Source organism: Amycolatopsis sp. NPDC049253, assembly GCF_040678995.1.
In the GTDB taxonomy this organism is placed as follows: Bacteria; Actinomycetota; Actinomycetes; order Mycobacteriales; family Pseudonocardiaceae; genus Amycolatopsis.
Map to the genome: position 1 here is coordinate 23,215 of NZ_JBFAQX010000026.1, position 12,581 is coordinate 35,795.

General features: G+C 71.0%; 15 protein-coding genes. 5 read left to right on the top strand and 10 right to left on the bottom strand.

What is annotated here, in order from left to right:
• Nucleotides 1-83: 83 nt before the first annotated feature.
• Genes AB0K15_RS37320 through AB0K15_RS37345 form a run of 6 tightly spaced genes read right to left on the bottom strand, consistent with a single transcriptional unit; the run spans nucleotide 84 to nucleotide 5,882 of the window.
• Nucleotides 84-1,043, bottom strand: a complete 960-nt coding sequence (locus tag AB0K15_RS37320) for a PDR/VanB family oxidoreductase (RefSeq protein ID WP_364061757.1) — start codon at nucleotides 1,041-1,043, stop codon at nucleotides 84-86.
• Complete coding sequence (locus tag AB0K15_RS37325; protein WP_364061760.1) at nucleotides 1,040-2,179, bottom strand: hypothetical protein; 1,140 nt, start codon at nucleotides 2,177-2,179, stop codon at nucleotides 1,040-1,042. The genes AB0K15_RS37320 and AB0K15_RS37325 overlap by 4 nt, the downstream gene beginning before the upstream one ends.
• Nucleotides 2,180-2,228: 49 nt before the next feature.
• Entirely contained in the window at nucleotides 2,229-3,221 is a 993-nt protein-coding gene (locus tag AB0K15_RS37330; protein WP_364061763.1) for a hypothetical protein, read from the bottom strand.
• Nucleotides 3,218-3,409, bottom strand: a complete 192-nt coding sequence (locus AB0K15_RS37335) for a hypothetical protein (protein WP_364061766.1) — start codon at nucleotides 3,407-3,409, stop codon at nucleotides 3,218-3,220. The genes AB0K15_RS37330 and AB0K15_RS37335 overlap by 4 nt, the downstream gene beginning before the upstream one ends.
• A 27-nt stretch (nucleotides 3,410-3,436) precedes the next feature.
• Nucleotides 3,437-4,717, bottom strand: a complete 1,281-nt coding sequence (locus AB0K15_RS37340; RefSeq protein ID WP_364061769.1) for a Rieske 2Fe-2S domain-containing protein — start codon at nucleotides 4,715-4,717, stop codon at nucleotides 3,437-3,439.
• Nucleotides 4,718-4,769: 52 nt separating this feature from the next.
• Nucleotides 4,770-5,882, bottom strand: a complete 1,113-nt coding sequence (locus tag AB0K15_RS37345; protein ID WP_364061772.1) for an alcohol dehydrogenase catalytic domain-containing protein — start codon at nucleotides 5,880-5,882, stop codon at nucleotides 4,770-4,772.
• Nucleotides 5,883-5,984: 102 nt separating this feature from the next.
• On the opposite strand from AB0K15_RS37345, the gene AB0K15_RS37350 reads away from it, so the two are divergent.
• From AB0K15_RS37350 to AB0K15_RS37360, 3 genes are all read left to right on the top strand, one after another.
• On the top strand, nucleotides 5,985-6,686 hold the full coding sequence (locus AB0K15_RS37350; protein WP_364061775.1) for an alpha/beta hydrolase family protein: 702 nt from the start codon (nucleotides 5,985-5,987) through the stop codon (nucleotides 6,684-6,686).
• Between the two features lie 41 nt (nucleotides 6,687-6,727).
• On the top strand, nucleotides 6,728-7,063 hold the full coding sequence (locus tag AB0K15_RS37355; protein ID WP_364061778.1) for a muconolactone Delta-isomerase family protein: 336 nt from the start codon (nucleotides 6,728-6,730) through the stop codon (nucleotides 7,061-7,063).
• Nucleotides 7,064-7,253: 190 nt separating this feature from the next.
• Nucleotides 7,254-8,639, top strand: a complete 1,386-nt coding sequence (locus tag AB0K15_RS37360) for an amidase (protein WP_364061781.1) — start codon at nucleotides 7,254-7,256, stop codon at nucleotides 8,637-8,639.
• A gap of 120 nt (nucleotides 8,640-8,759) precedes the next feature.
• Here the strand turns inward: AB0K15_RS37360 and AB0K15_RS37365 are convergent, their stop codons facing one another.
• Complete coding sequence (locus AB0K15_RS37365; RefSeq protein ID WP_364061784.1) at nucleotides 8,760-9,620, bottom strand: helix-turn-helix transcriptional regulator; 861 nt, start codon at nucleotides 9,618-9,620, stop codon at nucleotides 8,760-8,762.
• Here AB0K15_RS37365 and AB0K15_RS37370 point away from each other — a divergent pair.
• Nucleotides 9,619-10,245 (top strand): alcohol dehydrogenase catalytic domain-containing protein, encoded by a 627-nt coding sequence (locus tag AB0K15_RS37370; protein WP_364061787.1) that lies wholly within the window; start codon nucleotides 9,619-9,621, stop codon nucleotides 10,243-10,245. The two genes, AB0K15_RS37365 and AB0K15_RS37370, sit on opposite strands and share 2 nt — an antisense overlap.
• Before the next feature lie 110 nt (nucleotides 10,246-10,355).
• Nucleotides 10,356-10,592, top strand: a complete 237-nt coding sequence (locus AB0K15_RS37375) for a zinc-binding dehydrogenase (RefSeq protein ID WP_364061790.1) — start codon at nucleotides 10,356-10,358, stop codon at nucleotides 10,590-10,592.
• A gap of 24 nt (nucleotides 10,593-10,616) precedes the next feature.
• Here the strand turns inward: AB0K15_RS37375 and AB0K15_RS37380 are convergent, their stop codons facing one another.
• From AB0K15_RS37380 to AB0K15_RS37390, 3 genes are read right to left on the bottom strand one after another with little or no spacing between them, the layout of a single operon-like run.
• Nucleotides 10,617-11,285 (bottom strand): hypothetical protein, encoded by a 669-nt coding sequence (locus AB0K15_RS37380; RefSeq protein ID WP_364061793.1) that lies wholly within the window; start codon nucleotides 11,283-11,285, stop codon nucleotides 10,617-10,619.
• A 26-nt stretch (nucleotides 11,286-11,311) separates the two neighbouring features.
• Complete coding sequence (locus tag AB0K15_RS37385; RefSeq protein ID WP_360598572.1) at nucleotides 11,312-11,683, bottom strand: hypothetical protein; 372 nt, start codon at nucleotides 11,681-11,683, stop codon at nucleotides 11,312-11,314.
• A gap of 52 nt (nucleotides 11,684-11,735) precedes the next feature.
• Nucleotides 11,736-12,104, bottom strand: a complete 369-nt coding sequence (locus tag AB0K15_RS37390) for a roadblock/LC7 domain-containing protein (protein WP_220247833.1) — start codon at nucleotides 12,102-12,104, stop codon at nucleotides 11,736-11,738.
• Nucleotides 12,105-12,581: the final 477 nt, after the last annotated feature.

Consider the following 12,581-nt stretch of genomic DNA (forward strand, 5'->3'; position numbering starts at 1 on the left):
TTCCGGTGACGGCTGCGCGCCGCGCACCCGCGTACAGAGACTACGTGATGTCGAACAATCTGACTAGCAATATTGTTGGACAATCAGAGGTCGACGACGAGCTCCGAGGTGGCCGCCCGGCTGCAGCACAACGTGATGACCGATCCGGACGCCTTCTCCCGCGGAGTCAGCACGACGTCGCGGTGGTCCGGCGTCCCCGAGAGCACCCCGACGACGCAGGTGCCGCACACGCCCTGCTCGCACGCCGTCGGGACGAACACGCCCGCCCGGTCGAGGACTTGGGCCGCGGTCTCGGTCGCGCCGACCTCCACGGTCACCCTGCTGCGAGCCGCGGTCAGCACGAACGGACGTCCTTCGGTGTCGGCCTCGTGCTTGAAGTGCTCGACCCGGAACGCCTCGGCCCCGATCCCGGCGGCGAGCGCGCCCTTGCGCGCGTACTCCATGAACGCCTCGGGCCCGCACACGTAGACCGTCGACTGTGGACCGGCCGCGCGCAGGACCTCCTCCGGGGCGAACGTGCTCCCGTCGGAGTCCGCTCCGACGTGCAGGGCACCGGGCGGGACGAGCGCCTCGAGCTCGGCGGTGTAGACCGCCCGGTCGGGCGTGCGCACGCGGTAGTGGAACTCGAAGCCGGCCCGCCGCGCGGCGAGCCGGCGCGCCATCGCCAGCAGCGGGGTCACGCCGATGCCCCCGGCGATCAGCACCGCGTGCTCGTCGTCCTCCCCCAACTCGAACGTGTTCTTCGGCTCGCTCACGAGGATCCGGTGCCCCGGCCGGAGCCGCTCGTGCACGAACCGCGAACCGCCCCGGGAGTCGACGGTCTTGAGCACCGCGATCTTCGCCGTCCCGGCCCCCGCGGACGCGGACAGCAGGGAGTACTGCCGGATCAGGCCGTTGGGCAGGTGCACGTCGACGTGCGCACCCGGCCCGTGGCCGGGCCACGGGCTGCCGTCGACCGGGCGCAGCTCGACCTCCAGGACACCGTTCCCGACGATGCGCCGCCCGCCGACCTCGACCTCGATCGTCCCCTCCGGCGCGGTCACGAACCCGTCCCCATGCGGTCGGCGGCCAGCCGCACGACCTGGCGCGACGACAGCGCCAGCAGCGGGTGCGCCCCGGCTTCGACGAGCGCGTCGAACCCCGGCCGGCGCAATGCGTCCTGGAAGCGGGGGTCGAGGCCGCTGGCCGCGATCACCGCGTCGGCGTCGCGGGCGTAGTCGTCGCGCAACTGCTCCTCCACGATCAGGCGGTGGAGGAAACGGTTGAGCGGCAACGACTCCGGCTCGGGGAACTTGTAGTACACGAAGTCCTCGCTGGTGAACTCGTACCCGCCGTATTTCGGCACCGCCACCTCGCGGCTCGCCTCGTGCACGGTGTCCTCGGCGGCCTCGGGCAGGAATTGCACGACGCCCTGGCCGTGGTGCGCCAGCTCCTGGTACGAGAGCAGGTGCCCGGGCTGCTCGCCGATGATGCCGAGCAGCACGAACCAGGTCAGCAGCTCGCTCTCGCCGACCTCGTCGAGGTTGACGGGGGTGAGGTCGAGCAGGTCCTGGTAACGGCCGGCGGCGGTCTCCTGGATGACCCAGCGGTCGAACTCGTAGTTCGGCGCCATGTACCGGGAGGTGCCCGGGAAGTGGGACATGCCACCGCTCGCGATGATCGCGATGCGCTCGTCGCGGGTCTCCAGCGCGCGGCCGATGGCCCGGCCCAGCTCGTAACAGCGGCGCGGGCTCGGGATCGGCGGCAGGTAGGTGTTCACCAGCAGTGGCACCACCGGAGCGTCGGTCTTGCCGAGGATGTACTTGAACGGCGTGAGGAACGCGTGTCCCAGCACGGCTTCCTGGGAGTAGGTGACGTCGAACCCGTCGGCGATCACCTTCTTCAGCAGGTCGACGGCGACCTCGGTGTGCACCTTCTTGTGCATCTGCTGTTCCATGTAGTGCGCCTCGCACTCCTGCGAGACCACCATCGTGAAGGTCGGCACCGCCTCCAGCCAGAAGGTCTCGAGGTGGTCGAGCCCGATGACGAGCACCGCGTCGGGCGCGGCTTCCTCGATGGCGGCGCCGAACGCCACCAGCGCGTCCGTGCTCTTGTCGAGCTTGTCGAGCTCCTCGTGCCGGGGCCGGCTCAGCAGCTGCGGCGCGTGGACCGCGGCCGCGGCCGCGACGATCTCAGCCATGCGTTTCTCCTTCGGGGGGATGTCGGGGGTGCGATCGGGGCGCGGTGGCCTACAGGTCCAGGGTCTGCTGGGCGAAGACTTCGTCGAGTGGCACCTCGCGCACGGCGATGCCCTGCTCGACCACGTACTGGCGCAGCCGGTCGAGCATCGTGCGGTTGGCCTCGATCCCGTACGGCACGGGGTCGGTGGCGGCGAGCCGGCGGGTGGCGTCCGCGGTCGCGGGATCCAGCAGCCGCCACGGTTCGAAGCTCCTCGCGGCCTCGGCCAGCACGGCCGCCTTGGCCTCGGTGAAGGCCGAGTACAGGTTCAGCACCAGCCACGGCAGCTCCTCGGCGAGCTCCCGCCGCACGGCGACACAGTGCGTGGCGTGCAGCCCGGTGCCACCGGCGAGGTAGCGCGCCCGTTCGGTTTCGGGGTCGAACAGCCGGCGCACCTTCAGCTCGGCTTCGCTGCGTTCGGGCGAACGGTCGACGAGGTTCTTCTCCGACAGGTACAGCAGGGATCCGGCGAGGTAGTCCTCGGCGAGCAGGGTCCCGATGTTCTCCTCCGGGGACATCACGTCGACGCGCACGCCCTCGGGCGGCCGGAAGTCGGTCGCCGCACCGTGGCTGTGGGCGGCACCGCGTTCCATGACCCAGTGGACGTCGGCGGGATCGACGCCGAAGTCGTGCTGCAGCACGCCGCGGCTCCACACCGCGGAGGTCTGCTGGTACTCCGGCACGCCGATCTTGCGCCCGCACAGGTCCGCGGGGCTCTCGATGCCGGAGCGCTCGCCGACGACGATGCCGAGGTGGCACAGCGTGCGGGTGGTGAACACGGGCAGGGCCACGAACCGCCGGTCGTCCAGCGAGGCCAGCCGGAAGCAGGTCGACAGCGACGCCTCGAAGACGTCGAACTCGGCGAAGTGCAGCTGCCGCCAGAACAGCTCCGACGGGTGGTAGGCCAGCAGTGTCGGGTCGACGCCGGCGATCCCGGCGCGACCGTCGAGCAGCGGGCGGGTGAACGTGTTGTCGGTGAGGGCGACGGTGAGCCGGCGCGTCATGCGCGCTCCCCCGCCTTGGTCAGGATCAGCAGCAGGTAGCCCGTGGTCGAGGAGTTGTAGATGATCGGCTGGATCCGGTCGAAGGTCCACCCCTCGGCGACGGCGTCGTTGAGCTCGCGTTCGAGCTCTTCGGACACGGCCTCGGGCGTGAGGCCGGTGGCGCGAATGGTCACGATCTTGTAGGTCATGGCTCGCTTTCGTGAGTTCGGCGGGGCTCAGTACCAGGCGGACTGCAGATCCTTGGCGGCCTCGCGCCAGGCGTCGCCCTCGGCCATGAGCAGGTCGGCCGCGCGGGTGTCGCGGTGGTCTTCGGGAGAGGCACCGACCATCGGCTCCCCTCGCCCGGCGCGGTCGGTCGCCTCGAGCAGCAGCTTGCGGGCGGTCGAGATCGCCAGGTCGGTGCTGCCGAGTGCTTCCTTGCTGCGGTCCACGATCCGGCCCATGCCGGTCTGGATGGCGAAGTCCTGGGTGTTGACGCCCTCGATACCGGTGAAGGTCCGCGTGCGCTGCACCTCGCGGTCGATCATGAAGTCGTTCTCCGGTTCGCGGACCAGCCAGTACGTCCCGGGTTTGAAGTCCTGCGGGCCGCGGCCCATCTCGTCCTCGTGCTCGGCGAACCACCCGTGCGGCATCGGCTGCTCGGGCCGCGCGGAGTAGGCGAAGTTGTAGATGGCGGTGTTGTGGTCGTCGATCGGCACCCAGATGTGGCCGTGCAGCGCGGGGTACTCGGCGTCCTCGCCCTGGCCGTGCCAGCTCAGCAGCACGCTGCGGATCTGCATGAACGGCATGGCGAACTGGTAGACGCGCAGGTACCGGCGCCCGCCGCCGACGCGGCGCAGGCTCGCGTAGGTGAAGCCGTGTGGTCGCAGCTCCACCTCGAGCTTCGGGTGCCGGTCCAGCGCCCGCAGCGACTTGGTGTTGGACAGGTCGTTGTTGTGCGCGAACGACGAGTGGGCGGTGTCGATGCCGCCTTCGATCGCCTGCAGGTAGTTGCACGGCTCGTTGGTCTTGGAGACGCCGCGGTGCGTCGCGGGCGCCCGCAGCCATTCGTAGTCCGGCGGTTCGGGCATCGTGTCGACCGGTCCCATGTAGGTCCACACGATCCCGCCGGCCTCGTACACCGGGTAGGCCTTGATCCCGGCGCGGAAGCGCAGCCGCGCACCGGGTTCCTCCGAGGGCGTGTCGAGGCAGTTGCCGTTCACGTCGAACTTCCAGCCGTGGTAGACGCAGCGCAGACCGCATTCCTCGTTGCGGCCGAAGAACAACGGCGCCCGGCGGTGCGAGCAGTAGGCGTCGAGCAGGCCGACCTCGCCGTTGGAGTCGCGGAACGCCACGAGGTCCTCACCGAGCAGCCGCACCCGCACGGGCGGGCTGTCGGGCTCGGGGACCTCCTCCGACAGGACGGCCGGGATCCAGTACCGGCGGAAGACCTGCCCCATGGGGGCCTCACCCTCGACCCGGGTGAGCCGTTCGTTCTGTTCTCGCGTGATGCGCATCTTGCCTCCGAGGGGAACTGTCAGGCTGCGGTGTCCGCAGCAGCGCGGGGTGTCACGGCCGCGCGACGGTGACGGTCGCGTGGATGACGTCGGCGACGGACCCGTGGCCACCGGTGGAGAGGATGGCGTCGGCCACCCGGTCGTACGGCACCGTCATCGTCGCGAGTGGACGGACGAGCTCGAGGTTGTCCTGCAGGATGCCGATGGCCGACTCCACCGCGTCGAAACTGTGCCCGCGCATGCCGACCACGGTCAGGCACTTCCGGGACAGGGCCCCGAGATCGATCCCGTCCTGCGGCTTGCGCTCGCGCACGGGCATCACCAGCCGGCCGGACTTGCGCAGCACGGCGATCGCGTCGTTGAACACCGCGGCGGTGCCGGACGCGGTGTTGACGACCAGGTCCGCACCCTCGCCGCCGGTGGCGTCGCGGATCCGCTCCACCAGGTCGGGTCCGCTGGTGAGCGTGTGGGTGGCGCCCAGGGACCGGGCCGCGTCCAGCCGGGCGCCGTCGCGTTCGAGACCGACCGCGACGATCACCGACGCGCCGGCGATCCGGGAAGCCAGGACGGACCCGAGGCCCTGCTGTCCCGGTCCGATCACGACGACCGCGGAGCCGGTGCCGACGCCGCCGCTGCGGTAGGCCCACTCGTACCCGTTGGCCACCGGCAGCGCGAGGGTCGCGATGTCGGACGGCAGTGAGTCCGGCACGCGGTGCAGCACCGTGCGCGGGTGCAGGTACTGCAGCTCGCTGAACCCGCCCCAGAGTCCCGGCGCCACGGTCAGCGAGGTGGTCCCGTACCGCAACGCGTCCGGCGTCGCCGATGGGTCGGATTCGAGGCACCACCGGAACTCCGAGGTCCGGCAGAACCGGCAGTGTCCACAAGGGAGGTACTCCTCCAGCAGCACGCGGTCCCCCGGCGCCACACCCCACCTCGCGACCGCGGACGCCGTCGCGTCCGCGACGACCCCCACGGTCTCGTGACCCATGATGCGAGCGGGCTCGTCGACCCGGTCGAAGGAAACCACGTCGGAACCGCAGATCCCCACCGCCTCGACGGCGAGCAGGCCGTCGCCACCGGTCAGGTCGGGGACGGGGAGCTCGCGGAACTCGACGGTCCGGCGGCCGGTCGTCACCGCGGCTCGGGCCAGACGCTCGTTCGGCACTGAAGGTGTCCTTCCCTCGTCGCTGATCTGGTTGTACTTTATTGTTAACAATCCTGTCGCGCAATCTGCGTGAGGATGTAGTTCGCATAACGAAGGGGCGGGATGAGCACCTACGTACTGGTTCACGGGGCCTGGCACGGCGGCTGGTGCTGGCAGCGGGTGACAGCCGAACTCCAGCGTCTCGAGCACCGGGTCTTCGCGCCGACGCTGACGGGGATCAGCGACCGGCGCCACCTGATCTCCCCGGACGTGGGGCTCGAGACGCACACCGAGGACGTGCTCGCGCTGCTGGAGGCGTGGGACCTGACGGACGTGATCCTGGTGGGACACAGCTACGCCGGGCAGGTCGTCACCGAAGTGGCGGCGCGCAACCGCGCCCGGATCGGGCGCGCGGTGTACCTGGACGCCTTCGTCGCCGACGCCGGCGAGCGCGCGATCGACCTGTTGCCCGACCATGTGGCCGGGCACTACCGGGAATCCGTGGCCGGACCCGGTTTCGGGTGGCTGATCCCGCCTCGCTCACTGGAAGTCCTCGGAGTGACGGAACAGGACGATCTGGACTGGCTGACCCCGCGGCTGTCACCCCATCCCTGGAAGACCTACCTCGACCCCGTGAGCGCCGCACTGCCCGGCGACCTGCCGGCGACCTACCTCGACTGCACCGACTGGATGGCCGTGTTCGCGCCCTACGCCAAGCGAGCCGCGGAGCGCGGGTACGACGTGCAGGAGTTGCGCACCGGGCACGAGGCCATGGTCACGGCTCCTGCCGAGCTCGCCGGCTCACTGCACCGCATCACCGTCTGAACCGGCCCACGCCGAGTCCACTCCGAACAGAGAGAACCTCCATGGAGTTCCTGGTCCGATCGACCACCAGCTTCCCCCCGCACCTCACCGCGGACCACATCGGCGAACTGCGAGCACAAGAGCGCGCTCTCGCCCTGCGGCTGCGCGCCGAGGGCGTCCTGACGAAACTCTGGCGGCTGCCCGGCAAACAGGGCACGCTCGCCCTGTACGAGGTCCGGGACGCCACGCACCTGCACGAGATCCTCACCTCGCTGCCGCTGTTCCCCTACCTCGACGTCGAAGTCGAGGCCCTCGCGACCCATCCGCAGGAGCTGCTGCCCGAGGTCGTGAACCTGGCCGCCGCGCCGGCCGGGACGAACGGCACAAGCAGGGCGTGACCACCGCCGGCGGATGGCGCCGACCGGCGGCGAGCGCGTCGTGCCCATCCGCCCGGCCGCCGTGAACATCACTCCGGCGATCCGCCACGATCGTGGCGTCTTCCCGTCCCGTGGCGCAGGATGTGGGCATGCTTGCGAATCCGATGTGGCACCGGTGTGGGACGAACGTCGAGACCCCGGAGGTGCACGCGTGACCGAACCGACGATGCCCGGGCAGCGGCTGCGGGGCTATGTGTCGCACGGCGAGGATCTGCGGTCCGGCCGGCTCAGCCCCCGTACCTACCTCGAAGAGACGCTGAACCGCATCGACCAGCTCGACGGCACGGTGGCCGCGTTCGTCGTCGTCAACCCGGAGGGGGCGCGGCGGGCCGCGGACGAGTCGGCGGAGCGGTGGGCCGCCGGGAAGCCGCTGTCGCCGATCGACGGCATGCCCGTGGCGGTCAAGGACATCATCGAGACCGCCGACATGCCGACGAGCCAGGGCTCGCCGCTGTGGGAGGGCACCGACTGGAAGCGCGACTCGGCGAGCGTGCACGCGTTGCGCGAGGCCGGCGCGGTCATCGTCGGCAAGACCACCACGACGGAACTGGCCTCGAAGCACCCGTGGCACGAGACCACGAACCCGCACGACCCGGGCCGCACGCCGGGCGGCTCGTCCAGCGGCTCGGCGGCGGCCGTCGGTGCCGGCATGGTCCCGGTGGGCCTCGGCACGCAGCTGCTCGGCTCGATCCTGCGCCCGTCGAGCTTCTGCGGCGCGGTGGGCTTCAAGCCGAGCGTCGGCGCCGTCAACCGGAGTGGCTCGCACGACCACTTCAGCCAGAGCTGCCAAGGCTCGATCGGCGCGACGCTCGCCGACACCTGGGCGGTGCTGCGCGCCATCGCCGACCGTGCGGGCGGCGATCCGGGGTATGCCGGCCTGGCCGGCGACGTGGACTTCACCCGGCGCACCAAGCCGGTGACGCTCGCCGTCCTCGAGACCGGCGGGTGGAGCGAGACGACCGAAGGCGCGCGCCGGGCGTTCGCCGCGGTGCGGCAACGCCTGCAGGACCACGGCGTCCAGGTGGTGGACCGGACTCGGGACGACCGGGTCGAAACCGTCGAAAAGGCGGTCGCCGACGCGCTGCGGCTGACGCAGGCGATCGTCGCGTGGGAAGGCCGCTGGCCGCTCAACACCTACGCCGACATGGACGCCACCAAGCTCAGCCTCGACGCCCGCGACCGCCTGAAAACCGCCGAAGCGATGACCCAGCAGGAATACCGCGAGCTCCTCGACCAGCGCGCCACGGCGCGCGCCGCCTACGAGAACGCCGCGGCGAACTACGACGCGATGATCACCCTCGCCGCTTGTGGCGCCGCCCCGACCGGCCTCGACTCGACCGGCAATGTCGCCATGAACGTGACCGCTTCACTGCTCGGCTGCCCCGCCCTGACCCTCCCGGTGCTGGCCGACGAAGACCTGCCGCTCGGCCTGCAGATCATGGGCCGCACCGGCCAGGATGCCGCGCTGTTCGACGTGGCGGCCTGGATCGCGGGCGAGGCGCTGGACCGGCCCGACCTGGTCGGCACGGTGGGGTGACCTCGCACCTCGCACCTCGCTCGGCGAGGTCGTCCGCGGTGTGGACGGCCTCGCCGAGGGACACCGGAGTCGGTGGCCCGCCGGGAGGACTCGCTGCCCGCACCCCACCCGGGCACGCACTCAAGCCCCTGCGGACGCCCGGCCCTGCTGACCGGCCCGGTGCCGGCCCGGTGTCGTGCCCACGAGGGTGGTGAACGCGGCGATGAAGTGGCTCGGATTGGCCCAGCCGCAGGCGTGCGCGACGTGGGTCGTGTCGTGGCCTTCGGCGAGCAGGATGAGGGCGTGGCAGATGCGCAGCTGGGTGCGCCACTCGTAGAAGGTCATGCCGAGCTCGTTGTGGAGCAAGCGGCTCAGGGTGCGGGCGCTGGCGCCGACCGTGCGCCCGAGCTCGGCCAGAGGCGTGTTGTCCGCGGGGCAATCTTGGAGCGCCCGGGAGAGGGCGCGCAAGCGGTCGTCGTGGGGTTGCGGGAGGTGCAGGGGCTGTTCGGGGGCCTCGTGGAGCTCGTCGACCAGGACGCGGCGCAGGCGGGCGCGCGCGGCGGGGTCGAGGGGGCGCGCGGCGGGGTCGTAGTTGCGGGGCCCGGTGAGGGTCAGCAGGGCGCTGCGGGCGAGGTCGGAGGCCGCGAACACGGCGGGGTGGTCGGGCACGAGCCGGGCCAGCGACGGGGGCAGGAAGACGATCCGCATGTCCGTGTCGCCGTGGGCGCGGTGGTGGTGGGTGGTCCCGGCGGGAGTCCAGGCGACCCGGTTGGCCGGGACGATCGAGGTGCCCTGTCCGGTGTGGACCGACAGGACGCCGCGGGCGGCGTACACCAGGTGGCCGCGCGGGTGGGATTGCACGGCGCTCGTTCCGCCTGACGGCCAGAAGTGCGCGCCCCCGGACGGCCAGACGTGCGAGCGGGCAGGTTGGCGGCCGTCGGGCATGGATTGGCATTCTACTGGTGGCCGGTCAGCCCGCGTCCGGGCGAGAGTGCACGGCATGGGTGCGACGATGAGAGCGGCGGTCTGCGTCCGGGCGGGCGGGCCGGAGGTGCTGGAGATCCGTGAGGTGCCGGTGCCGGCGGTTCGCGAAGGCTGGAGCCTGGTGCGGGTGCGCGGCGCGGGCCTGAACCGGTCGGAGCTGAGGACGCGTCAGGGGCACTCCCCCGACGTGACGTTCCCGCGGGTGCTGGGCATCGAGTGCGTGGGAACCGTGGCGGTCTCCACCGATGCCCTGCTGCCCGAGGGCACGACGGTCGCGGCGGTGATGGGTGGGCTCGGGCGGGAGTTCGACGGCGGCTACGCGGAGTACGCCCTGGTGCCGAACCCGCTGCTGATGCCGGTCACGACCACGTTGCCCTGGGACGTCCTGGCCGCGCTGCCGGAGACCTACCTGACCGCCCACGGCGCACTCGACACCTTGGCGGCCACGCGGGGACGGCTGCTGATCCGCGGCGGGACGTCCTCGGTGGGGCTGGCTGCCGCGTCGATCGCGGCCGCCCGCGGGATCGAGGTCGCGGCCACGACCCGGCGGCCGGACCAGGCCGGCGCCCTGCGCGACGCCGGCGTCGACCACGTGCTGCTCGACACCGGCGGCTCGCCGGCCGCGAGCGTGCGCGCGCTCTGACCCGAAGGCCCCGACCATGTGCTGGACCTCGTCGGGGCGAGCACGGCGGTCGACTCGCTGCGCCTGGTCCGGCGCGCCGGGACGGTGTGCGTGGCGGGTTCGCTGAGCGGGTGGGTGATCCCCGACCTCGAACCGATCGCGATGATCCCGTCCGGAACGAAGCTCACGGCGTTCCACAGCGACGACCTCAAGGGCAGCACGCCCGTGCTGCAGGCGTCGTCGACGAGGTCGAGGCGGGCGTCTACCGGCCCAACGTCGACCGGGTCTTCGGTCTCGAGGACGTCGTCGCGGGGCACCGCCACAGGGAAACCGACCGAGCCACCGGGAAACTCGTCGTGCTGCCCTAGCCGCGGGGCACCCGCGACGTCCACTCAGGACGGCAGCTCCACCTCGAGCCCCATGATCGTCGCGGTGCGGCTGCGGCGGAACCACCTGCGGGCCGGGGCGATGTCGGGCAGCTCGTCGAGCAGGGCCTTGCGCTGCGCCGGGGTCACCGCGCGCCAGCGCAGTTCCAGCACGGGCCGGACCGGGGACACGAAGGCGCGCACCCGCTCGTGGACCTCGGCGACGCGGGTGCGGTACTCGCGGTCCGGCTCGTAGGACAGTTCCAGGTCGATCAGCGGTTCGGCGCCGCCGGCCCGGTGCCGGCACCGCGACAGCATCCGCGCGATCTCGTCCACGGCGAGCTGCACCGTGGTGGTCATCCGGTCCTGCCAGGGGCCGGGTTGCGGCGCGTTGACCCCGGCCGGCGCCAGGTCCGCCAACGGCACGATCAAAGCGCCGATGGCGGTCCCGGTGAGCTCGACCCGGAGCCGGCGCCCGCCCGCGTCGGCGGTGAAGCGGGGCACCCGGCCGGCCAGGCCCACGCCGGACCGCAGCCGCACCCACTCCGAGACGTCGCCGGGCGGGTGGCCCGACAGCACGAACGTGAACTCCAGCTCGTCACCCGCGAGGTTCATCCTCGCCGGGAACGGGGACCCGAGGTCGGTCATGAACGCCGAGCCGATGGTGAGAGCGACGCTGGACCCGCCTCCGGTCATCACCGCCTCCTCGTGTGCGGGTGGAGCTAGACCTGCAGGTCCGTTTCGATGCGCTTGAGGTAGTGCCGTGCCAGCGCCAGGTTCGCGCGTTCACGGTCCAGCACCAGGTAGAGGAACAGCGAGTTCCGGGAACCGACCGAGTTCAGCAGGCGGATCAGGTGGTACTGGCGGTGCAGCGTGATCAGGATGTCCTCGATGCTGTCGTTGAGCGCGAGCGACGCCATCACCCGCAGCTTGGACCGCACCACCTCGGTGTTGCCTGCCGCGGCGACCTCGAGGTCCAGCCAGTCGCCGCCGCCGCTCGTGCCGAGCGACATCCCGCTGTCGTAGTCGACCAGGGCGACGCCGATGGCGCCGGCGATGGACATGGCTTCCTTCAACGCGGTGTCGATGTTCATCATCACTCGAACTCCTCCTGTGAACTGGTGGTGGGTGGGGTGCCGGGTTCGGCTAGGCGGCCAGGATCGCGCCGAGCCGCTCGATCACGGGGCGGGACTCGAACAGCAGGCGGCCGACGTTGAGTCCCTTGTCCCCCATGACGACCAGCACCGCCACCCGGCCGATCGCGTAGACGGCCATGTAGCCGTCACTGCTGAAAACCACGGTCTGCTTCAACGTGCCTTGCCCGCACACCTCCGACGCCTGGCGCGCGATCCCCAGGTCCGCGGCCGCCAGCGCGGACAGTTTCGCGGGATCGAGGTGGTCGGCCGCGTCGGCCATGATCGGTATCCCGTCGACCGCCGCGAGCACCGTGTCGGTGACGCCGGCGACGTTTTCCCGGAGTTTTCTCAGCTCGGCGGCCAGCGCGTCGAAATCCACTATTCTTTCTTCCTGCATCGAAAAGGACGAACGGATCGGATGGAATTCCGAAGACCCGGTGTACCCCGGTGACCGGGTGGGCAAGATCCGCGCACAGCACAATCGGAGTCGATCCGATGATCACGTTCCAGCAATGACTCCGAGTTAGATTCGTGGTGCGAAACCCGGCCGGCCGATCGATCATCGCCCATGGGGGTCACTCTTGCGAGCGCAGACACTACCCACACGATCACTCTGGGCCAACGGGCGGCCCAAGATCACTTGCAGCACTACACGATCAGCTCAACCACGGTGCGTCACTCCGGCGCAGAACCCGCGAAATGGTCTGGTGGCGGTTAAAAGATCACCGAATCGCGGTTCGGGCCGTTCCCCGTCTTCGACCACCCGCGCGAACTGCCACGACACAGCCGGCGAATCGCGGCCGCCGCCTCCGGTTTTACCGTCGGATCACCTGCCCGCGCGCGCACCGGTTGACGG

Excerpts from the sequence above, each read along its gene's own strand:
- AB0K15_RS37325 (WP_364061760.1), bottom strand. The coding sequence starts at position 2,179 with ATGGCTGAGATCGTCGCGGCCGCGGCCGCGGTCCACGCGCCGCAGCTG.
- AB0K15_RS37330 (WP_364061763.1), bottom strand. The coding sequence starts at position 3,221 with ATGACGCGCCGGCTCACCGTCGCCCTCACCGACAACACGTTCACCCGC.
- AB0K15_RS37335 (WP_364061766.1), bottom strand. The coding sequence starts at position 3,409 with ATGACCTACAAGATCGTGACCATTCGCGCCACCGGCCTCACGCCCGAG.
- AB0K15_RS37340 (WP_364061769.1), bottom strand. The coding sequence starts at position 4,717 with ATGCGCATCACGCGAGAACAGAACGAACGGCTCACCCGGGTCGAGGGT.
- AB0K15_RS37350 (WP_364061775.1), top strand. The coding sequence starts at position 5,985 with ATGAGCACCTACGTACTGGTTCACGGGGCCTGGCACGGCGGCTGGTGC.
- AB0K15_RS37355 (WP_364061778.1), top strand. The coding sequence starts at position 6,728 with ATGGAGTTCCTGGTCCGATCGACCACCAGCTTCCCCCCGCACCTCACC.
- AB0K15_RS37370 (WP_364061787.1), top strand. The coding sequence starts at position 9,619 with ATGGGTGCGACGATGAGAGCGGCGGTCTGCGTCCGGGCGGGCGGGCCG.
- AB0K15_RS37365 (WP_364061784.1), bottom strand. The coding sequence starts at position 9,620 with ATGCCGTGCACTCTCGCCCGGACGCGGGCTGACCGGCCACCAGTAGAA.
- AB0K15_RS37380 (WP_364061793.1), bottom strand. The coding sequence starts at position 11,285 with ATGACCGGAGGCGGGTCCAGCGTCGCTCTCACCATCGGCTCGGCGTTC.
- AB0K15_RS37385 (WP_360598572.1), bottom strand. The coding sequence starts at position 11,683 with ATGAACATCGACACCGCGTTGAAGGAAGCCATGTCCATCGCCGGCGCC.